This window comes from Rhizobium sp. C4 (assembly GCF_021026315.1).
Taxonomy (GTDB): domain Bacteria; phylum Pseudomonadota; class Alphaproteobacteria; order Rhizobiales; family Rhizobiaceae; genus Ensifer_A.
Window position 1 is genome coordinate 58,561 of record NZ_JAJNCX010000012.1, and the last position, 22,106, is coordinate 80,666.

General features: G+C 56.0%; 17 protein-coding genes. 8 read left to right on the forward strand and 9 right to left on the reverse strand.

Going from position 1 to position 22,106, the window contains the following annotated elements; all coding sequences use genetic code 11:
* Positions 1-158: 158 nt before the first annotated feature.
* From LQK84_RS19010 to LQK84_RS19020, 3 genes are all read left to right on the forward strand, one after another.
* Positions 159-1,235 carry an Abi family protein gene (locus tag LQK84_RS19010; protein ID WP_230830311.1) on the forward strand — a complete coding sequence of 359 codons (1,077 nt, stop codon included), beginning with the start codon at positions 159-161 and terminating at the stop codon, positions 1,233-1,235.
* Between the two features lie 66 nt (positions 1,236-1,301).
* Entirely contained in the window at positions 1,302-2,465 is a 1,164-nt protein-coding gene (locus LQK84_RS19015) for a phospholipase D family protein (RefSeq protein ID WP_230830312.1), read from the forward strand.
* 50 nt (positions 2,466-2,515) lie between these two features.
* Entirely contained in the window at positions 2,516-2,860 is a 345-nt protein-coding gene (locus tag LQK84_RS19020) for a hypothetical protein (RefSeq protein WP_230830313.1), read from the forward strand.
* Between the two features lie 249 nt (positions 2,861-3,109).
* On the opposite strand, the gene LQK84_RS19025 is transcribed toward LQK84_RS19020, so the two are convergent.
* The 3 genes from LQK84_RS19025 to LQK84_RS19035 all read right to left on the reverse strand — a co-directional run bounded on the left by LQK84_RS19025 (position 3,110) and on the right by LQK84_RS19035 (position 7,968).
* Entirely contained in the window at positions 3,110-4,915 is a 1,806-nt protein-coding gene (locus LQK84_RS19025) for a UvrD-helicase domain-containing protein (protein WP_230830314.1), read from the reverse strand.
* Entirely contained in the window at positions 4,915-7,050 is a 2,136-nt protein-coding gene (locus LQK84_RS19030) for an ATP-dependent nuclease (RefSeq protein ID WP_230830315.1), read from the reverse strand. Before LQK84_RS19030 ends, LQK84_RS19025 begins: the two co-directional genes overlap by 1 nt.
* Before the next feature lie 132 nt (positions 7,051-7,182).
* Positions 7,183-7,968: an AbiJ-NTD4 domain-containing protein gene (locus LQK84_RS19035; protein ID WP_230830316.1), complete on the reverse strand. Its 786-nt coding sequence runs from the start codon at positions 7,966-7,968 to the stop codon at positions 7,183-7,185.
* A 109-nt stretch (positions 7,969-8,077) separates the two neighbouring features.
* Here LQK84_RS19035 and LQK84_RS19040 point away from each other — a divergent pair, with 109 nt between their 5' ends.
* Both LQK84_RS19040 and LQK84_RS19045 read left to right on the forward strand, forming a co-directional pair.
* Positions 8,078-9,514: a DUF6035 family protein gene (locus LQK84_RS19040; RefSeq protein ID WP_230830317.1), complete on the forward strand. Its 1,437-nt coding sequence runs from the start codon at positions 8,078-8,080 to the stop codon at positions 9,512-9,514.
* Between the two features lie 137 nt (positions 9,515-9,651).
* Positions 9,652-10,905: an HNH endonuclease gene (locus LQK84_RS19045; RefSeq protein ID WP_230830318.1), complete on the forward strand. Its 1,254-nt coding sequence runs from the start codon at positions 9,652-9,654 to the stop codon at positions 10,903-10,905.
* 45 nt (positions 10,906-10,950) lie between these two features.
* Here the strand turns inward: LQK84_RS19045 and LQK84_RS19050 are convergent, their stop codons facing one another.
* Positions 10,951-12,105 (reverse strand): hypothetical protein, encoded by a 1,155-nt coding sequence (locus tag LQK84_RS19050; protein ID WP_230830319.1) that lies wholly within the window; start codon positions 12,103-12,105, stop codon positions 10,951-10,953.
* Between the two features lie 243 nt (positions 12,106-12,348).
* On the opposite strand from LQK84_RS19050, the gene LQK84_RS19055 reads away from it, so the two are divergent.
* Positions 12,349-13,014, forward strand: a complete 666-nt coding sequence (locus LQK84_RS19055; protein WP_230830320.1) for a hypothetical protein — start codon at positions 12,349-12,351, stop codon at positions 13,012-13,014.
* 52 nt (positions 13,015-13,066) lie between these two features.
* On the forward strand, positions 13,067-13,435 hold the full coding sequence (locus LQK84_RS19060; RefSeq protein WP_230830321.1) for a hypothetical protein: 369 nt from the start codon (positions 13,067-13,069) through the stop codon (positions 13,433-13,435).
* A 31-nt stretch (positions 13,436-13,466) separates the two neighbouring features.
* On the opposite strand, the gene LQK84_RS19065 is transcribed toward LQK84_RS19060, so the two are convergent.
* The 3 genes from LQK84_RS19065 to LQK84_RS19075 form a co-directional block, all read right to left on the reverse strand.
* Positions 13,467-15,020 (reverse strand): argonaute/piwi family protein, encoded by a 1,554-nt coding sequence (locus LQK84_RS19065; RefSeq protein ID WP_112241221.1) that lies wholly within the window; start codon positions 15,018-15,020, stop codon positions 13,467-13,469.
* Positions 15,017-16,942: a toll/interleukin-1 receptor domain-containing protein gene (locus tag LQK84_RS19070; protein WP_230830322.1), complete on the reverse strand. Its 1,926-nt coding sequence runs from the start codon at positions 16,940-16,942 to the stop codon at positions 15,017-15,019. Before LQK84_RS19070 ends, LQK84_RS19065 begins: the two co-directional genes overlap by 4 nt.
* 176 nt (positions 16,943-17,118) lie before the next feature.
* Complete coding sequence (locus LQK84_RS19075) at positions 17,119-18,699, reverse strand: endonuclease NucS domain-containing protein (RefSeq protein ID WP_230830323.1); 1,581 nt, start codon at positions 18,697-18,699, stop codon at positions 17,119-17,121.
* An 83-nt stretch (positions 18,700-18,782) separates the two neighbouring features.
* On the opposite strand from LQK84_RS19075, the gene LQK84_RS19080 reads away from it, so the two are divergent.
* Positions 18,783-19,706 carry a DUF4238 domain-containing protein gene (locus LQK84_RS19080; protein WP_230830324.1) on the forward strand — a complete coding sequence of 308 codons (924 nt, stop codon included), beginning with the start codon at positions 18,783-18,785 and terminating at the stop codon, positions 19,704-19,706.
* A gap of 111 nt (positions 19,707-19,817) precedes the next feature.
* On the opposite strand, the gene LQK84_RS19085 is transcribed toward LQK84_RS19080, so the two are convergent.
* Together LQK84_RS19085 and LQK84_RS19090 are read right to left on the reverse strand one after the other, a co-directional pair.
* The gene (locus LQK84_RS19085; protein ID WP_230830325.1) at positions 19,818-20,876 is read right to left on the reverse strand and encodes a hypothetical protein; all 1,059 of its coding nucleotides are present in this window, start codon (positions 20,874-20,876) and stop codon (positions 19,818-19,820) included.
* Positions 20,877-20,933: 57 nt separating this feature from the next.
* Entirely contained in the window at positions 20,934-22,025 is a 1,092-nt protein-coding gene (locus LQK84_RS19090; protein WP_230830326.1) for an RHE_PE00001 family protein, read from the reverse strand.
* Between the last annotated feature and the right edge of the window lie 81 nt (positions 22,026-22,106).

A 22,106-nucleotide genomic window follows, 5' to 3' on the forward strand; every position in this document is an offset into this window, starting at 1 on the left:
CGGAGCAACTCTACCGCTTGCTACTGTTTGAATCACACCTTAGAAATTGAAACACCAGGTGAGGACTGGCCTGACCTGGTGCACAAAAGATCGATGTCGAAGGCGCATGGCAAGCCAGTGGGGCCTGTTCGACTGCTTGGGGTGGTTATCTACGCAATATGGCAGAAAGTCAAGTTCCTTTTCCCTACCTGCCGGCGCAGCTGCAGGCCATCCGGGCCTCGATTTCAGAGCCACGCTTCGCAACCTACCTCGCAAAGGGGGGCAATCACGAAGAATATGCGATGGCACTGTACCTCTACAATGCACGGGTGGCCAAGGCCTTCCTTTATCCGCTGAATGTGGCGGAAGTGACGCTGCGAAACGCCGTCGACGATATCCTTGTCGCAAGGTTCGGAGCGAGCTGGCATCAGGACGCCACCTTCCGCGATCAGACCCTGACGGGAAACGGGCTGGCGACGCTCGACAAGGCCATACAAAGGGCAGGCGCCAACGCACCGCGCGATCAGATCGTCGCAACACTCACCTTCGATTTTTGGTCGAACCTCTTCCGACCCGAATACGGCGCTCTCTGGCGCACCACCGTCAATATCGCCTTCCCGAATCTGCAGCACGGCCAAAGCCGCCAGGAGATCCAGAACCTGGTGAAGCCGATCAATGTCTTCCGGAATCGCGTGGCCCATCACGAACCGGTTCTCGATCTGAACGTGACCGACATTCACGCCAAAATCGTGCGGCTGATCGAATTGCGATGCACTGAAACGGCATCTTGGATGAAGCATCACTCAACTCTCAGCACTGTCGTTAGAACGCGCCCTCGCCGGGACGGAACTAATGCCAATACCCTGGCTGCGAAGCTCGACCCGGGATTCGTGTCGGTCAAGCCGGAAACGAGTTTGGGTGAATTGGCCGAACTGCTTGATGAAAAGCACCAGGCAATCATCTGCCTCGATGACAAGGGGCGTCCGACCGCAGCATTCACCGCTGTCGACGCCATTCGCTTCATCTCGGAAAGCGCCAAGGGACTAGGCGGAATGATCGATCTAAAAGATCACACTATTTCGGACCTGCTCAAGATGGCCAACCTCGTGGATAGATGGACGCAAATGGACGACGCCACCCCGCTCGCTTTGGCGGTGAAGGAACTCCAGAAACCTCGCATCCAGATCCTCGTCGGGATCGAGGTCGCATCAGGCAAGGCGACGGGCGCGATTTTACGCGCACACCGGCGGTATTGACCGGGAGGATTGCCGTTGAGCTTCAGATTAGTAGATTCTGGTTGGTCGGACGAACTGGATGCCGGCATGCGGGAAAGACCCCAAACGGTGTCGATCGTATGTCCCTTCATCAAAAAGCGGACCGTGGAGCGCCTGGTGCTCGCCCATCGTCCCTATGATCTTCGCGTCATCACTCGCTTCGACCTCAACGCCTTCAATGCAGGGGTAAGTGATCTGGACGCGCTGGATCTCCTTCTCCAGAGCGGAGCGAAAATCCGCGGGGTCGTCGGCCTCCATTCCAAAATGTATATCTTCGGCGCCAGGCGAGCGATCGTGACAAGCGCCAATCTCACTGAAGCTGCCATGTTTCACAACAAGGAGTTCGGCTTTACCGCTGATGACCCCTCTATCGCCATACAGTGCCAGAGCTATTTCGATCGCCTATGGGCCAACACCAAGCACGATCTGTCGAAAGACCAAATCGAGCAATGGCGTCAAATTCTCGCCCCATACCGTGTCGGGACGAGAGATAGCGTTTCTCTGCCCGACTTCGGCGAGACCGTGAACGCACCATCCCCCTTTGTGCTAGAGCCTCCGACGGATGCGCCTGCGCAGTCGTTCGTGAAGTTCTTTGGAAGAACGGACAACCGCGCGTCGCTATCCATGCAGATCGACGAGGAAGTCATTCGCTCCGGTTCGCACTGGGCTTGCACGTACCCGATTGGAAAACGGCCCCGTCAGGTTCGAGACGGAGCCATCATGTTCATGGCACGCATGGTCCAGGCACGGAGCGACTACGTGATCTACGGCCGTGCTATCGGGAGGGAGCATAGGCCAGTCCTGGATGACGCCACGCCAGCCGATTTGTCGGTGAGAGCCTGGAAGGAGAATTGGCCGCACTACGTTCGCGTCCACGATCCCGTCTTTATCAACGGACCGCTTTCGGCGGGGGTGTCCATGGCCGACATGATGGCCGAACTCGGTCCGGGATCTTTTGCTCCAACGCAGCGCAATCTCAACGCGGGGAATGGTGGCAATCTCAATCCGCGACGGGCCATCATGAGAAAACCGCATATGGAGCTCACGCCCCAAGCCTATAAGTGGATACTCGGTCGGCTTGAGAAGGCGCTGATGCGGCATGGCGCGTTGGATCTCACTGATCCGCGTTTCGACCTTCCTGCGGACCAGGAAAGCTCTCCAGATGTGCCTGCGAAAGCCTCGCTGGTGCCAATACGACTACCACAGGAGTAGAAAATGGATATTCCGCACGTCTCTCGTCAGCACCGGAAATCGGCAGTCGGGTGAAAATCTACTTTGATCGCAAGTCGGGTGATCTCATCATCGAGAGCCCTGAGGGACAGCGCTGCAGGGATTTCTTGGGAGTTTGCATCGGCGAGGCTGTTTTCGACACCGAGCCCACTGTAAGGGGCAGCACTCGCTGCATCGTGACAGGAAATTTTCTCGCAGTTCCGGGCACACGCGAAAGCCGCGATATCGAGTCGGAAATTCGCGCGCAGGGCAGATCGCATCTGGAGTTTTACTGGTGGCGCGACAAGACGTGGCCACTCCGTAAGGCGCGGCTGGCGTTCATTGCGAAACCACACGGTGGTTTTCCCACCTCAATGGCCGTTGACGGAGAAGTCTGACCGGGGACGCCTTGGCACCATGCTTACAGGTCCAAGGTCTTGAGGCTGGGAACGTCGACAAGCAGCGGCCGTTACCTCTGTGACTGCCCAGTCTCCGATTTCAGTGTCATCCAGCACGCGGTCCTGGATCCCCTCGAAGCGATTGCGGTTGCAAGATTGTAGGCGACGTAGAGCAGCCGGAATATTCGATTGGGACCCCGCAAGTAGCCGAACCCCATGCCGAGCGGCGTCGTGATGTACGCTGCAGGCCTACTCAATGGCTTCCATCAAGTCATAACGAAAAATGTGCTCGGCAAGGATACTTGTCGTCTCGTACGGCTCGCCGATCCCATTGACCCGCCCGACTTCGGCAATCAAATGAAGGTTCTTTCGCGGGCGCGATGCAATCACATATAGGAGCTTCTTGGCGCTATCCAGCGCATTAGGATCAGCGAAATGCGGAACCATGCCTTCGAGCAGCGCAAATGCTATTACGGAATCGAATTCAGCCCCTTTGACACCGTGAATGGTCGATATCGTGATTCCGGAACGCGTCGCGAACACGCGTCTGAACATCGCGATATTGGATACCGCTTGCACGCCGGCGTTTTCCAGCCGTTCGATTTGGATTCTCGAACGTTCGAAAAATGCCGTGCGATGATCACCGAGCGACGGAAACAGCGCGATATCGATCTCGAGCGCCAGCAGCAGCTCGTCAAAAAACAGTTCTAGGTATTCGAGGCCATCGTCGACCAGGATCTCGATTTGATTGCAGTGACGCAAAAGATCCCTTCGGGAAACTTTCGACGTGTCGACACCTACGGACCGAAAATGCTCCAGCACCTCGCCGGCCCAGCGCATCCTTCGAACGAACATTTGCGGCTCTGGCCGGGTCAATGCCAGACGAGATACCTTGAACCAGATATTGTCTTGGTCTCGAGAAAACGGCGCCATGCCCGGGCCGTCAAAATTGTATTCGGGAAGCGCGGCCACGAGGCGTCGAGTTATCGCCGCCAGTTGCACCCATTGCGGTCCAACAACGCAGATTTCGTGCGGCGAAATTCCAAGCGTTTCGATATTGTGGCGAATGAGCCGCACGATCTCATCATCCAGCTCTTGGTGATTGATCTCCTGGTCGAAGGAAATGAAGCTTCCGTAGTCGCGGTCTTTCCCAACAGCCTCAATGGCTGCCGGAGCGACGCAGTAGTTCGAGAAATAGCCGACGATCCTTTCGGAGGAGCGGTAATTGTTCGACAGGCTTTTCTCGGCGAGATCGATGCCAGCGCGCGCCGCGAATTCTGGCCGAGCCATCGCATAGCCGCCCAAGGAACCGTATATTGCCTGGTTGGGGTCCCCGACGATAAACGTTCTCGTGTTTCCGGCCGATGCCCTCAGAATGGCGGCAACAATTGCGTATTGGATCTCTTTGGTGTCCTGGTATTCGTCAACGAGGATGTAGCGGAATAGAGATCCGAGCAACACGGAAATCGAGGGTTTGCTGGCAATCAAGTCGTATGCGCAACTCAAGATCATCTCAAAGTCCAGTTGCCGGTGTTCCTGAAGCCGATCCCAATAGCGTTGCAGTACGGCTGTTGCTGCTGCTCGGCGGTTCGGATTTGCTCCCTCAAGCTGGAAACCAGCGGTCGTGAAATAATACCGACAATCCAGGGGGCGGACAAAATTCGGAGATTGTTGGCAGAGTTCCGTCAGGATGTCATCGGTTTCATGCTGGTCAATCACCCGGAACCCGTTGGCAAGACGATCATGATAGATAGCATAGGGTCTAATGATCCAGTCGAGACAAAACGAATGGATCGTGCCGATCCAGAGGCGATCGGTCGACACCCCAAGCTTCTCGATACGTTCAGCAATCTCTTCGGCGGCACGATGCGTGTAGGTGATGGCGACCACCCAATGGCGTTCGCTTTCCAGCTTCGACAGTTCGAGGGCGATCTTGTACGTTAGAGCTCTCGTCTTCCCACTCCCCGGACATGCGGCAAGGAAAATGCTCCCGTCATGAAGGACAGCATCCGTCTGCTCTTCATTGAGGTCGCCGTTTTGCCATACGAAAACCATCAGGCATGTCCCATGACGTCGATGATGACGTCGCCGGCGACCGCTCCGATCAATGCTTCGCGGAGCGGCTCTGTCGCCAGCTCGCCAGCGCGGAATGATCTTACCTGCTCCCTGAGCTGCGCAAGCTGTGGGTCGCCGATCACCGCGGGATCCTGGTGAAATTTCAGGCGGTGCTCGATCATATTTGCGAGAACAGCGCGACCGATCGGTCGATGGGCGGAAAAGATCGCTTCGACCAGATAGTCCGGGATGCGCGTCGAGGAGGATACCTGCTTGGCCATCTGGATTGCGAGCCAACCCTTGCCGGCATAATCCGCCATGGCAAGGATTCGACGACCAAACACTGCCGGATCGTTGGATCTCAATTCCGCAGTTGCAGCAACTATGGTCGGATTGTCCTTATAGACCGCGTTCAAGACTGAAACAGCGAGTTCCCAGTTTCCCGCCGCCACGAAGTCGACTTCGAAGGTTCTCGGAGCATAATGGACGGACACCCAGTCGTTGCCGTCCTTGAACGTCGTCAGTCTTGCCCGCCGGGCGACCCCGGCCGCCTGGGCTCCGATTGCTTTTTCTTTCGCGCCCTTCATCGCCTTCGTATCGTCCTCGGCGGGCTCCGTATTGAAGAACGTCGCGTCGAGGTCGGTGACGATGGCGCATCGTCTTCTTATTCTAAGGTCGTGGAAAAGCACCGCGACATTCTCAAATCCGGTGCTGCGGATGTTGATCAGGCTTACGCCCAGTTCATCGAGGCTCACCCCGAGTACTTCTTTGACGAGGACAGGTACGAGGATTTCTTCCGCATCGCCTTCAACAAGGATGACACTCTTAGCGAATAGGAGATTGCTTCTAACCGCATCGAGATACCGTTGGATGCTTCTGATCTCCGGCTCATCCAGTCCCGCACTCGGACGGAATGCCTCGCAGCGTGACCCGCTGCGCCCCAAGATATTTACGTTTTCCACGTTGCTGACTTCTGAGATCTGGGTCGAGTGTGTGGAATAAATCACCTGCGTATCGGGATAACTCAGGCGGTCAAACAGAGTTTTCTGGATATGCGTGTGGATATGGGCCTCGGGCTCCTCGATCACCAGAAAGTTTGCGCAGGCCTGTTTGGCTTTCTGGTATTTAAACTCAAGGAGCTTCAGCGTCAGGTAGATCAGGTTGGCGCCACCGAGGCTCAACTCGTTGATGGCTCCCTCATAGTCGTCGTCCGTTTCGCCGACGAAAAGCTTCAATGATTGGAACAGCCGGTCGGCTTCGTCGGGGACCGCCGACCTCACCGCCAAGCTTGCAGGCGAATATGTTTCTCCCGCTGCGTCGCGGATCGTTTGTCGTATATCGGCTCTGATTTCGCCAACGTCGCGAAGCGCTTCGATCTCGTTATTCAGCGCTTTGACGCGCTCGGTGATCGGCGCCAATGCAGCGGGGTCGATTTCGCCGCTCTTGCTGCGCAACAGCGTCAGCAATGGATTGGTCCGCTGCCCCTGGAACTCGCTGACAACATCCCGCAACGCCTGGACAAAAGTGAAGCAGACCTCCTTGCTCACGGACATGATCCCTGGAACCCGACCGCCGAGGCTCGCGGGATGAAGCTCCTCTGGAAACTGCACTGTCGCAAAGTCGCCAACCAACGCCTGATATACGGCTGGATCGGAGAAATCAGCAGTGCTTTTACCGGTGAAGACCGTCTCGTAATCGTCAAGCGTGATCGTGTTCAAGATCCCCGCGAGGCCGGCATGATCCCCCTCAGCGAGTTGGCTGAGAAGCGTGCGCGTCGCGGCGTTAGGTCGGAAAATTAAATTATAAGTGGCTCTCGCGACGGCGTCGTTTTCTATGACGCCGGTGCCATGGAGGAAAAGCGCCTGGATTGCTTCCTCCTGGGACACCTCCGCAAACTCAATGCTGATGATGATCCAATGCCCACGCCAATTGCCGAGGCCGCGGTGAAAGTCACCCTCTTCAAGTCGGTACGCCCAACGGAGGAAATCATCGTCGAGCATCAACCGCATTGCGCGGAACAGGTTCGTCTTTCCTGAACCGTTCTCGCCGATGATCGTATTAATGCCTTTGTTGAAATGAAAGTCTGCCCGCTCGAAATTACGATAGTTTACCAATTGAACGCGGGAGATATGCATCGTGGATCCTTCGAGACTCGTGGTTCCGCGAATATACCCGCAAAACGAGAGAAGAACATCGTTCCACGACTGTGACGGCCCTCTATCCCACAGGCATAGTTGTTACCCTCACAGAGCGATTTGCCGCAGGTTCTAAGTCCGCCTCAGCAGAAATACGGCGAGGCTGCACGCAACACTGACAACGAGCTCTGCCTCGGCGGCCGTCGCGTCTCGGCCTTCCTGGACATGGCGTCCATTCTGTGAGGCGTAACCCCATAACTTATGGACCGCATCCCCCAAAGGCGGAGTCAGGGCCAGACTGTTGATAATCTGGCCGAGGTTCTGATTGGGGGCGTTTGTCATGTCTCGAGCGACGCATTCGAGCGCAGCCATCGAATGCTGAATGGCGCCTGTTCGGTCTGGATCCGGGCGACGTGAGATATCCTTCAGCGCCTCACGGATTTCGCCGGCCGCCGTGTACCTCCCGCTTTGCGCAAAAGCATCAACCGCCTGCTCAGTCGCAATCGCGAAAGTCGGATCACCACGAAACACTATTCCATCCGGATCTTTGAGCTCCCAACCGATCCCTTTCTCGCGGAACACCCTGTTCAAATCGTCCTCGAAGCGCCGCTTTTCGTCTGGGCGGTATTCGAAGCTGCGCCAAAGTGCTTCAGCGACGTCATAGACCTTGTACCACTCGCAGCCTCTCAACAAGCCGAGGACTTCATCCCAAATGTTTGGGTATTCGCTCCAGTTGCGAGGATCTGGAACCTCGAGCAAGATATCGCATACGATGGTCCGGATAGCTGTCGGGCTTAAACCACAGTTTCGCGCGATGCTCGCGACCTGGAACCGCAGAAAGTCGGGAGCATCCTCGCGGATCGTGATTTCCGGTTCCGGGCCACGATAACCATGTCTATCGGAAAAGGACCGATTCATTTCTCGCGCCTCACCTACACTCTTTCATCAAACGTAATTCTTCATTTTGCGTGCATGAAAGCAACAGAATCTGCCTATCTTCGACTGATTCGTAAAACCAGGTGCGATCATGCAAGGAAATGTCACCTTTGACCCACTCGCTTTTGCCGAGCCTGTCGAAAAGCCGGAGATCACCGAGATTCTCGATTTGGAGAGCGGGGAATTCTTTGAAGCCACAGCTTTTATCTCTCAAAAGCGCTATGATCGGTTGGTCGCGGAGCGCGTTTCGATCCGGGAAAATCTAGCGGACAAGCCGCTTTTCGCATGCGGGCTTTGCGCGACGCCAGTCTATCTGGTTGCCTCTCGCGAGAAGCGTTTCTTTTTTCGCCACTGCCGGGAGGATGGTTCTTGCCCGTCGATCACCCGTTCCGCATTGAGCCGCGATGAGATCCGGGCGCTCAAATATGATGGCCAGCGAGAAAGTGTCGCTCATCGAAAGATCAAGGAACGGCTCCTGCGCAGTCTTGCAGCCGACCCCTCGAACAGCGAAATCCTCTCTGAAAGGCAGTGGCGCTCTGCCCGAGACCCCGGCAGCCGACGTCAACCCGATGTGCAGGCTCTCACCACCTTTGGCCGGGTGGCTTTCGAGGCACAGCTGTCGACGACCTTCCTCGACGTGGTAGCGGGACGTCGCTCATTCTACCGCAATGAAGGCGCATTGCTTATTTGGGTTATGGCAGGATTTGACCCCGATTATCGGCGCATGACGACGGACGACCTGCTGTTCTCCAACAACTCCAACATTCTCGTTGTCGATGAAGAGACAGCGGCTTTGTCCGAGAGTAGCGGCATATTCTACCTCCGCGTGCATTACCGCGTCCCGGAACTGGTATCGGGCGTCATCAGAGATGACTGGGCATCTCAGATCGTCGCCTTCCGCGATTTGAGAATAGATCTGGAATCACAGTCAGCCTGGGCGTTCGACTACGACGGCCAATCTCAGTTGCTCCTCGAAAACGCAAGGATCGAGCTCGAAACGCGGGATCGCGACCTGCGTGAAAGGATTTGCGCATTTTGGTTGTCGCGCAATCAGCACACTCCCGAACCACTGTCCGCTGAGGAAACGTGGCGGAGCCTGGTCGCAGAACTCTCCGCCCGCGGCGTTACCCCTCCAACTAACGACAGATACGACCGCGCCGTTACTGGTCTGATGAACGGCGTCCTAAGCGCGCGCGAAAAGCGCCCGATCGGGTGGGACTTCAAACACCTCATCGAGGTCGCGCACCGCATTTGCGACGGATATCCGGAACACGCGCTCGCGATGGGATTTGCCCTCAAAGAATATGGGTGCGAGGAATTGATCAGGGCCCAGGACAAGAGCGGAAAGTGGGAAAAACGCGCCCGCACGATCCGAGAGAAGATCCGTGCAGGTGATCAACGCTATCTACCCGATGAGGATACGCTACCGTTCCTCACTTTCGTATTCCCTGAGATCGGCAGCAAAATTGAAAAGTTCCTATCGTCTCGCTCAGCCCAAGCTCTGAGGTCCCCAGCATCAAGCCCTTAGGGTTTCCCGCGCTAATGCAGCTATCGATATCCGGACATTGTGGCGTGCCACCGCATTCTCGAGAAAATTCAACTATAAATTTCAGTTCGATTCATTTATTCGATCCTCCATACTGAGGGTAAAGATGAGGAAATCCGATGCCCAAGCAGTGCATTATCTGCAACAAGGTTGCTGGCTCGCGCGAACATGTATTCCCGGCCGCCCTGGGCGGACGTCGGACGAACAAGCAGATTTACTGCGGTCCGCACAACAACGGATTTGGTCCGCTCGCAAGCATAATCGCGCATCAGCTCAAGCCGATTAACGCTCTGCTGGCGGTTCGGCCGGATCGCGCCGACAAAGCCGAACCATTCATATACGAAACTGAGACGGGAGAGCGTCTGCGGCTCTTTGCGGGATCGGTGCAGCGCACCGACAGTGATCCAGGACATAGCGGGACAATGAGGGTCCAGCTCTCGCTTGGAGGCACAGAGGGATTGCGCGCCGTCGCGTACATCGCATTGACTTTCTTCGCCCATCATTTTCAGGACTTCGCTCGGCTTGACCAGCTTGCTCCAGTGAAGAATTTCGTCCTCGGAGCAGAGCTCAATAATTTCGTCTGGTGGGAGTCGGCCGAAACGGCGGGAAAGCTTCCGGCAAATCCATTCAAGTTCGGCCACACGATCCAATTGATCACCGATGGCGAAACGCAACAAGCGGCGGCAATCGTCAGCCTGTTTCAGGCGCTGACATTCGGTGTGGCGCTTGGGACACTGTCTGACATGCCGTCGAAAACAGTGACGGTATTTATTGATCCGCATGCCGACCATCCGCCGGATGACATCCGTGTTGAGATGGCAAACGATGTCACAACGAAACTCAAGAAGCCCGAACCACTTCAAGCTCATCTCCGTCGAACCATTTTCGAGGGAGATGGGCAGGCCGCCCTTGGCAATCTGTTCCAGAAGATCGAACGATGGAAGTTCGATCAGGACATGGAGCCGATCAAGCAGCGTATCGCCGCGGCATCATCGGATCGGAACAATCTGGCTCTTGAGGTTGAAAAGATTGTAGGCGAGGAAGCTGGTCGGGTGCTGCGGCTGGCGCGTCATGTCGTTGACGATTTGAACGCTCGCGAGGGCGACAAGCCCCACATGAAACCAATCATCGCGATCCTCGAAGCCCAGATTGCCGAAGACCCAAAGCGACCGTCGGGACTATCCGCATTGGCTGAAAGTGCGATTGGGCTGGCAGCGATCGAACTGGCACTTGCGCTGCTCGACGAACTGAAGACGACTCCCGTCGACCTCGATCTCCTGTGGAAATACTTCAGCTCAGGTCCTGGAGCTTATGTTGTCGGACAGGCATTGTTTCGCCCCATAGCGGGAGCGCTGGAAATGCAGCATCAATGAAGCATTCTCCCGGGGCGTCACGCCAGCCTTGCAATATTCGGTCTGTCAGAAAGTTGCGAGAGTAATCGGCCGGAACATTTCCGCCGGTCCAATGATCGAGCCGTCGCGCAGAAAGCTTATGGCACTGTAAACGAACGGATAGCGATCCAACGCGCGATGATTTGACAATGCGTCGGTGCCACGCCGGGCACCCTCGGCGATGCTCTTGAATTGCCCGAGTTCCAACCCGACGAAGGTGCCCTTCGCGAGGTCTAATCGCAACGGCCGTACCGGGCTAAAGCTGGCACGCCCATCGGGCAGCATCACGAATGGATCGTGTCCATCCTCGGCTTGATAGTATCCACCAACGAAGCGAATGCCTCTCATCGGCTCGAGCAAGCATTCCCAAATGACGGTCCGAAACTGGAGCTCCGGCGGAACGGTTGTTAATGTCTGCAGGGCCGCCGCAAGCAACGGCTGGTCGAGCTTTTGTGCAATCGTGGCATAGTGCAGGGAGACGACTATGTTGCGCAGACTGGGGCTACCGTCCGGGAAAGGCTCGCCGCGGGTCGCGGGATCCTCGGCCAGCAGTACCGATTTGACACGAGGTTGGGACTCGCGCGCGAAGCGGCTCGCGACGATGAAGCCCTTTACGGATCGCACGACACCTAATGGATCCGTAACTCTCACACGGTCGAATTGTTTTCGCCACGTCTTAAAGTCCTTTGACCCGAACGATACTGCCTCGATTCGGCCCTTGGCTTCGCCGAGAAAGACATGGTTGGCATCGCTGGCGCAGAGATAATCTGGCGCGTCGCCGGCAGAGATCCGCTCGACCTTGAAGCCGTTCAGGACGTTGCTCAGCCGTCCCTGAAGCGCGTCATGCATGTGGGCGAAGTAAGGAATATCCAGATGTTGATCCAGAAACCATCTGAAGAACGCTTGGCCAAGTTCATTTGATCGGTGTTGCCTTGTCGCGGGATTGGACCCAAGGCCGTCGCCCCGAACCCGAAACTCGGTTTGCGTCGTCAGCAATTGGATGTGCTCGAAATGCGCGGGATCCGGATCAGGAGGGATTCTGCCGTAACAATCGAGATAGTAGTGATGGTAGAGCGCCGCGAGGTCGATATCGACGGAGGATCGAATCCCTCCGGTGGCATTCGTCAGCGACGGCGGTGTCGCCGGGAACTTGTTGATGGCGATATTGATGGTCTTCAACATGAAAAATGAGATCGCTCGAGGGATGCGGGTGGCATGGTGAACGTGCCAACCTTTTCTCAATCGCACAACTAGACGTTCTGAATGCCAGACAGATTTCCACCGCGCCGGGGGTCGTGTGCTCAGGACCTCACGCTGCCGGACGGCCCGTTCGTTGCATCTTCATGTAAAATAATATTACGCATAGAATTGATTTTTCATGCGCGATATTTATATATAATGCATGGATTGTACAAGGAATGGACAATGGCTTTCAGGGCGGACGAAGCTGCGACGAATGGATACGAGCGGGCAAAGAGCTATCTCGTGTCCCGGAATTTCTCGCCTGAAGAGCGGGCCCGAAGCGAAAAGGCGCTGCTAGACATAATAGAAGAGTGCGGGCCGGTCGTGGACGGATATCCCACCTGGCACCCCTTGGTATCGAACCATGATGACCACCATCCGGAAACATATCCGAGCGAGCGTTGCGGATACGTCGGCCTAGATCATACCGTTTATTTCGCCCATGGCTTTCTGACCTGCCCCTATGTCGATGGCGCGGCGGTTGTAAAGGCTGCCGATGCTCTGCCCCACCACCCCCGGGCAACGATCTCAGCGGAGATTCTGGATGTTCCCTTCTACAATGTGGGGACCCAGCCCGTTCTCGTCCGCTGCGAATGGGATGCGCCCCTCGAAATCGGCAAGATGGTGCCGAAATCACTGGCGGTACCGCTGATGATCGAGCAGGAGTTGCCAGTATGGCGGTGGTCATCGCGGGCGGAAAACTGGGAGACCATGCGCCCGTATCTCCTGGGATCACCGCACGGGAGCAGATCCTCGCTATTCGTTAGTCAGGACACCGCGCTGGCGATGAAGAAGGTATATATGTCGATGGTTGAGAGCGGCATGTTTGGCCCCGTCAAGACGGGTTGAGGGACCTCCGCGATGCAAATAACTTCGACGAAGATTTAATGGGGGGATAGCGATGGCAAGACTGAGCTTGAAGGAACGATTCGAGTTCGACGTACTTGAAACGACGGATGATCGGTTAGCCTTTTCAATCGTTCATCATCTGGCCAATGACGGGCATGGAGATCTTGGAAGCTGCGGTGTCGCGGAGTTTGATCTTCTTGATTTCTCGGAAGCGCTTGAACGGCCTCCGGGCGAAACCCTAAGACAGCTGAAGAGAATTTCTGATCAGGTGAAGGGCGTGTGCGTCGAACACGAGAATGTGGTGCTTTTTGCACTGGCGGGCGCCGAACAAGACGGCTTCACGCACCTCTACAAAAGCCGGGGCTTCGAGGGATTGCCACCGAATCTGCCGAGAATTGCCCCTCGCTACGCTCGCATTTAAACGGTGGCGCGCACCGGCCTGATGAAGCCGTTCAGATGTAGAATTTAAACGGCTGTTTCTTCTCACCTTTCCCGGCGGAGCCCATTGTCAGAACGTCTCCGACCATCCGGGCAAAGCGGACCGTCACGGGAAGGCCATCGTTGAAGTTGCAAGAATTGTAGTTGATCTTTGTCAGACCCATGATGTCTGAAAGGACGGCACGAATATCGGGCTTAGGGTCTTTGCTCCGCGTTATGGTCACATGTAGCGGATTTGGAGTTTCCGGACCGATATAGGTATCGAGCTGCGGAACGTATCCTGTCGTCCAAATGTAGGCGGTCTGCGCATCGAGGATCAAGGCTGTGCCGCGCAGAACAGGATAATCCCCGTCGCGGAAGAGCTTCGTTTCGCCGCCTGTAGGTCGAATTCGGACCCCAACAACATTGGTCCCTTCAGGCGCCGCATCGGCAAACGCATTCCACTCCTCGTCGTTGAAGTATGTCTGGCCATGGATGAAAAGCTCCTTAGGCGCCTGGCCATGGGTGTCGACGTAACTGTCCAGGACGAGCCTCAAGAGGTCTTTGGCTGCGGGAGCTTTCAAATGATAGTCGTAGTCTCCGGTCTTCCAGGGGCCGTTTGCACCACGGAATACAACGCCGTCTCCCTCGTTTAGAAACATTTGTGCTGCGCAGCATGCGTGGCCATTGGGGTCATTCGGGAGGCTCTTGTAGACCATGCCGAGGTAGCAGACACCGGGCCGGATCGTCGATAACCGCCAAGGTGGTCGCGGTTGCGTCTTATAGTACAGCCCAGTGCCGAGATTCCACGCAACTGTGGCACGGTCCTGGGTCTTGCGGGTCGGATAACCAGCCGTATTCAGAAACGCACCCGGGGCGAGCGTGGTTTCTCGAATGAGCTGCGTAGGTGCAATGTTCAGAAAGTCCGCTTTGATGCGCCGATGGAAATCCGGGACGTCGTCGAAAATGGTCTCGCCACTTTGGTCGATAACACCCGCGAATAGTGGAAGGCTTTCACGCTTTTTCTGCTTCTTGGCGAAGTCGCCTTTCTCGGTCGGCAAGCCTGTTCGTTTAGAATTGGGGCGGCACCTCTCATAAACGATCTCAGGCAGTACCAGCACCCAAATATCGACCGCACGCTCTTCGTTGCGGAGATGTTTGCTTACGCGCTCGATAAAAAGCTTTGCGACCTTATCCACTGCTTCGTGCTGGTTTGTCACTCTCGTCGCACGGTCGATATCAGCGAGGGGAATTGATAGTGCACTGATCTCGTCTGGATCGTAGAAAATTCCGAAGGTCTCCTCAAGGCCTGGGAAGTTGGCGAGGTGCAGCCGGTTCGCCTTCTCTCCTTTCCCCGGCGGAGGCACCCTGACTACGGATTGCAACTCCCGACTCCACGTCCGAAAGTGACCGATGCCTTCGCTTGTGCCGATGACGCCGACGCTTATCTCTTTCGCTTTTTTCCCCTTGAGATGAGGACCGTAGAGGTGCAGACCGTCTTTTGGGTGAGCACTCTTCTGACCGAAGGCGAACTCCAACTCCGGCTCATGGATATGATCGACCTCTAGTGATCGTTCGAGAAACTTCATTCGCCGCCCTCCTCGTCATTGTCAGGCCGGCCAAGAGTGCTGTCGTCCAACTCCTCGTCTTCGTCATCGAGATCGTTTGGAAGCACGGTACTTACCGGCGAGGAAAACAACATGGGCGAGGCCTCGAGAACGAACGTTTCGGTCTCCGACAGGGGGAGGCGCACAAAAGCCGAATCGGCGGATAACAATTCAAGGAATGCGAGAAGACGCCCATACCATTGCTTGTTGCGCCATCCCTTGCAGATCGACCTTCTTAACCGGTGGAGTTTTTTGGGATCGTCGACAACAAGGCCGGCTGGTGTTGCGTTATCTTGCGCGAACAGGACTCTCGACTTCAGCTTGAAGTGCCAAAATGGCCAGAAAGCGGGCATGGCGGTGACACCGAACTGCCAGATATGGCCCTTGGCAGAATTGCGGAGCATTGATGACCGCTTCTTCTCCGCTTGGCTTCCCCACGGAATCCGCTTGCCGGTCGGCGCTTGTTCCGGTGACGCGTGGAAGCCAATACCATTCGAATACTCGTATTCGATAAATCCGTTACGTTTGCAGAAGTTGATCCAGGCCTTCTTCAGCATTGCGATAACAAGGTTGGATGCTGTCTGGCGGTCGATCCGCAGCCGCTGGAAACCGCCTTCTGTAAATTCCACCAGTGGAATTTCGTATTTCAGCTTGAAGCGTCCGACGCCCTCGAATGCCATTTCGATTTCCGGCACGCTCCCAAATGCGAGAAAACCTGATTCGCCGACCAATGCGCAGGGATGTCCATAGCTCTCGATTGCTCCCTGAAGGCGCCCTTTGTTGATCACGCCCGAACATTCGAAATATCTGATGAAGTCTGGTGCCTCGGCGACCCGAAGCCAGTTTGAGGTCAGGCGCTCGGGAATGTCGATAATCGGCACGGCCCCGCGTCGGCGAAAAATCTCCCAATTTGGGTTGATCGGCGTGTCCGCGCTTCGCGGGACTTTTTGACGTTGCAGAGTGTCGACAAGCTTGAGCAGCCCCTCTCCCCAGTTTCGAACGAAATCGACCGCAACGGTGTCGCCGAGACCTTTTATCTTCCGAAAGGTTTCCATGCGAAGCGGGATGACAAACCTCTGATCGCAGATTTCCTTTCCGACTTCTAGGGCAATGTCTAGGTCGTCCTGAACACCGGTATCCTCCAGACTGGAATCACGGCAAAGAAGCAGGACCTTGATCGCGCGGTGGCGCAGCGCACTGGTTATCTCTCGTCGCCAACGTTCGCCCGGCATGAGGGTCAGCACGTCTGCAAAGACTTGATAGCCCTCCGCCTCAAGTTTTGGCGCGAGCCAAAGCGTGAACTCGTCGTCGATAGGTGAGGACTTGATTACGAAAATCGTATCGCGCGCCGCAGGCTCGAAAGTCGCATCTGCCGCAGCCCCTAATGGCGGCATCAAGCGAGCGAGCGTTGGGGGAACCTCTGCCGGCGCCATAGCCTTGCGCACCGCATTGGTCACGACCTGTTCTAGCACCGGTGTGCTGTGCGCCCAGAGCCCTTCATGAGCCTTGACGATCTCTGGATAGGACCTGAGCAGGGCATTGAGATCGTCAGCGCCAAATATGTCGCCGGTGCCTGCGAGGCTCGGACCGATAATCTCCGCTAACGCCGCTTTGTTTGCCGGGGTAAGTGGAACAGACGTTGTCAGGATGTATCGTTGCGGCGCCAGTTCATCAATCGAAACACGTTCTTCTCGCATCTTGGACTTGAGCTTCGAGAAGCCGGATCGGAAATAGTGCTTCGCCTGGAGAATGATCGAACCATCAGCATTGGTGCAGCGCCCGTCCATCCCATCGTCTGCACCAACTGTGAACGCCTCGAACCGGACGCCGATTGCAGCGCCGACGAGATCTCGGCTAAGGTTCTCGAAGTCCTCTGGAGAAAGTGTTGCGAATTCATACTTCATTTGTTGAATGATGGGTCGCAGGAATACTAGGCGTCAAGCCATCAATGGATCTCTTCTCGGTTGTAGAGCGGTTACCAACAACTCTGATCGCGTGAAAAGCACGGAGACCTTTCCATCTTGCCCGCTGAGCTTCCCTCCGGGTCAAACTGGGCGCGTGTTTGATGCCGTTTTGTGGCCTACGATGATGGATCAGTTGGGAGCGAACCCACCTGTTCCAATGTATCGGATATAGCGGCGCTGTAGTCGGGATTGCTAGCGACGAAGTCCCGAAGCGAATAGCGTGCTATAGAGCGGGAGCTGCGTACTGAGCCATCCTCATCCAACCAATCAAAGGCCGAAACAAATCCATGTAGTCTATTCGCGAGTTCGTAACGAGCGTCATCAACGGCGCTGCCTATCGCCACTCGCGCAGGCATTATCCCGCCGTAGACCGTGTGAATTAGTTCAGAAGCGGAAGGCGGGCAGGTCACACCGTCCCAGACGTACATTCCCCGCATGGCACGCAGGAGCGTTCCATGTCTGCTGATCGCGATCTGGAAAAAGCTGTACATCGCCTCCTCATAGAAGCGTGCCTGATGGATGGCATAAACGAGGTGCTTCTTGTCCCAAGCATGCAGCTCCACGCTTACGTCGCTCTCGACGATCTGGTCTAAATATGCCGCTGCTTGCGCTTTCCAAAGCTCCTCAAAGGATATGAAATCCAAAAAGGAAGCGATCGCTGTTTGCCAGGAGGGCACTATCCGGGGTGTCACAGTCGTATGAAATCGATGGCGGCTGGGCCGACCGGCGCCGAGCAAAGGCGACGTGGCTTGAGCCATCTCCAAAATTCTCTTATCGTCGTTAATAAGATCATTCTTCGGCCACCCGCCCAGGCGCACGACCTCCTGAAGGCCGTAGTTCGGCAATAGCGAGGAGAGTTTCTCCGGTGTGCCGTGGGTCCAACCTTTGGCGACTTCCGGGAAATCGGTAAAAGGCGCGTCATCAATCCAGTTTTTAGCGTCAGCCTCCGGCTCCCATCCTCGGGCAGCATACGGCCAATCTTGGCCAATTGGCTTGCCGATCACCCCTTCGATCTTATCGTGAAGGCCATCTTTAATCCGCCAGACGCAAATCATCATCGAAAAGGGATCGAGGGATTTGCTTGCCTCTGGGCGCAGCTGAAAAAGTAGCAACGCCAGCCGAACGAAAGGGAGTCTTGCCGAGCGAGCTTTGAGAAAATCAACGTAGCGTAAGCGTGGCTCCTCCGCCTCGAACCAGATCAAGTCCATATCAGGGCTAAGCTGTGGGAGAAACCTGATGTCAGTCATCGTAAGTGGCTGCAGCAAAACCTGGTCACCATCGCGAACTGCTTGCAGAGCCGTAACTTGAACATTCACGAAGTGGGCAAAGTACGACAGCGGGAGGAGCAGCTCGTTCCAATGGGTCGATACGACTACGCATCGGATGTTGTGTTGCGGGAGCTGGTCTCGATCCACCAGCAGAGCAACGTATTTGCTGAGTTCGTTCAGGGTCGAACGAGCACTGCTATCGCTACGCTTGATTTCGATGCAGAGGATATGGCCGTACGGATCGCGCGCCAAGATATCGACCCTGCCACCAGAACCATTTGGATTCTGGATAACGTGTTCTTTTTCCAGGAACTCAAGGCCAGGTTCAATGAGATCGAGGTTAGCCACGAGGAAATCTCGAAACTCTGCTTCGTTGGCGAAAAGATCGAGAACCTGCTTGTTTGGGATACCATCTAGGCTGTCGATCATTGATTTCGTCCCTATGCAGCTTCCAGTTATGCAATTAAAGAGTGAATTGCTAACCGTTACATTACTCGCAAAGTACCGGACAAGTGGACAACACAAAACAACAGCCGCTGTACCATCACTACCTACCATCGTTCTATCAGGCACGATGGGCCGGGGAAGACGGGAAGCTGCGCCGGTTTAGCAAGCCCATTGAGAACAAGATTGTAGCGAAATGGGTCTCCCCAGAGGTGTCGGGCGGCGAGGATCTACTATACACCGATCACGCAGCGCCCGTAGACATCGCACAGGCGCTGGAGTCGGGCTTCATGTCGCCCCTCGATTCACTGGCAAGCCAAGCTCTTGTCGCCCTCGAAGCCAATGATCCAATACTCCGTCGCGACTCTCGCCTACGCAGCGCATGGTCCCGCTTCCTAATGTCGTTGATGATGCGTATGCCCGACCACCTTGAAACGCTATCAGGCGGTCTCATGGAGGAATGGGCAAGAGCGATGCCAGAGCTGGAAGCGGCTTACGCAGTAGGGAAAGGACCGACCGATCCGGCAACCCTCACAGAATACTTGGACGGCCGTTCGCCCCATGAAATTCGTAGCTGGATGTTCAGAGTCCTGCGAACGCTGATCGATCATTCACAAGTCGGCGCACTGATCAACAATATGCGTTGGTTCGTACGCGAGATTGACGGTCCTGCTCAGTTTTTGACGAGTGATCGGCCGATCATAACCCTCTACGAGTTCGCGGCCGAGGACTCGTATATCATTTTGCCGATCGGCCCGAAGTCAGCTTTTGTCGCAGTCAACAACGTCGCGACGCAGCGAAGAATCGAGGCTTATGATGCCGAGAGGTGGGTGGGCGGGCTCAATAGGTTGATTGCCGGCGCTGCTGTCAGGTTCGCCTTCGCTCGAGATGACGAGATGAGACCGCTGATCGAAAAGGCTTTCGGTTCGAAGCCGCGCACAACGCTATTTCAGTATCTGGTTCGATATCAACGTCAAAAAAATCCAGACTGAATGGTCCCCGCACCAACGACGCTCGATCCCTTGGCCGCCCGCGTGCTCGCCCTCAACATGTGGACTCTGCTATCTAGTGCAGCAACCAGTGCTGTCTATTACTGTTACAAGCTAGCGGCCCATCCTCATTAGAACGTAATCCATTCTTTCAAAAAGTAAGTTTTCAGGAGCTTCTCCGACATCAGCCCCCTCGAGCATTGCACAGAGATCTGCCAGAGTGATGACCAGAATAAATTTTCCGTTCTCCCGGAGCTGGGTTTCCACGAGCTTCGATGCACCCTGATCGGCGCCGTTCCTTGCAATGACGACTGCGAAGGTTCTGAGTCCTCTCGCGAAGAGATACTTCTCGGTGATCTGAATCTCTTGCTGCGTGATAGGATCATGTGAATTCTTCGCGTCGAAGACGACGTATCTAGTCGAAAAATCCGAAGCAACCATGGCCCAGAAGGAACCGCCCTCCGTCTTGATCCGGCCAATCAGATCCATCCGATTGAGACCGTCATCAGTTCGTTGCTGGGCATTGATGCTTGAGAGGTCGCGTCCAAACAACAAGCGAATGGCCTCTTCGGTCAGCAACTCGAAATCTCTCCATCCCTTTAGTCCGGCCGGCGTCTGTCGCAATTTATCTGACAGCATACGGCCTTGCCGCAACTCTCGATCCATTTTGAGAGGACCCCGCAGATCATCGTCGAGAATTGTCTCTGAAAGCAATTCGTCAAGAATACCCGACAGAGCGTCATTACCTTCAGCAAGCTCCCGCAGCTTCTCGACGCCCCAAACTTCCACCCTCCTGTCCTCAGGGGAATAAAATTGAGTTCGTAGGTTATCCGGGAGGTCCACCGTCGTTACAATAATCCCGCGATCAAATTCGTCCGAGCTGAGGATCTCGTGCATATGGGCGATCGAGTCCGAAATGCGCTGATGCCAATCGCGATGCCAACGAAACATCCTTATTTCAATAGCTACCGAGTGATCTAACCCGAGCGGTTGAAACCTCAGGTCCGGTACAAGGCGGAACTGCTCGTACTCGTCCTCAGTGGCCGGCATCTCGTCCGGCTTCAACGCTACCGCGCTACCGACTGCTGGTTGACTGAGAATATCTTCGACCAAACCTTCCCAATCGCGAGCAAGGTTCTGGGTCTCGATTTGTAGTTCCTTCATTTTTCCCAAGTTCGCCTCCCGTCTTCGATCATCGCCACAATGTATGTCGAAGTTCATCTCGAGTAGCTAAATAATTCCCCACGCCCGAAACCTCCCCCTCCCCGTCATCTCGCGGAGGCCGAGCTCCAAAACAATCCGCCGCGCCGCCTGAGGCGTGACGTCGAGCGCCTTCGCCACCATCCCGGCCGACACCAACGGCCTTGCCAGTACAAGCTCGACCAGCTCCGGCAGTTTCGAAGACGTCCGGCGCCCTTCCAGCTTCCGATCCATCATCGTCTTCGCCAGCGCCAAGCGGTCATGCTCTTTCAGCCCGATCTCGGCGGCTGCCAAAAACCCGTGGGCGATGGCGAGCAGCCGGGTTTCGCGGTCGCGATGCCGTCGACGGTTGACGGGGATGGTTTTCAGGCCAAGATTGAGGGCGGCGAGATGCGCGCCTGAGGTGATGCCGGCCTGGCGCAGGATCGACGCCGCGAACAGCCGGCTGAGCCAGGGCGCGTGCTGCAACACCGAAAACTCGTTCCAGGCAACGAGGGCAACAATCGCCTGCAGCACCGCCGGCAGATTTTCTGCCTGCCGCAGCACGCCGCGCCATTCGTCGAGCCTTGAATCCTCGTCCCAATCGAGATCATAGATCATCGGATCTTTTTCGGCTCCGCCGCCGCGGCCGGGACTTGTCGCGTTTGCGATCGCCGCATTCGATCGGGCGAGGACGGCATCGATGGCGGCATAGTCGACGCCGGGAAGATTTTCGACGTCGTCGGCATCATCCCCCTCCCCTTCCGGATCGCTTGCGACCGCGAGCCAAATGGCATCGGCGGTCGTCGCCTCTTCCGTGTCAGCCGTCGTGATTTCCGCGGTTTTCCGCAGCGAGCGGATGCCGTCGGTAGAGAGCGCCCAATCGGGGGATTGGCCGGCGATCCGCCGACGCGTGCGCAGGACGTCGCGGGCGATGGTGAGTTCGTGGGTCGGGGTGCGGATGTCGCGGGTGGCGTCGTGGAGGACGAGGTCTTCGAGATGGACGAGTTCGCCGTCGATCCACAGCGAGGCGCACGCGTCGGCGAAATTTTGCCGTTCCATCCAGCCTTGCCCGACGAGAGAACGGGCGACGCGCTCGTCGAGACGGGTCAGCGCGACGCCGGCCTCAAAAGCCGGCCGCATCAGGTCGCTGATGCTGACTATCGCGAGATCTACCCCGTTGATATTATGGTAAATGTTGCCTTAACGAAAGCTAATATGGGC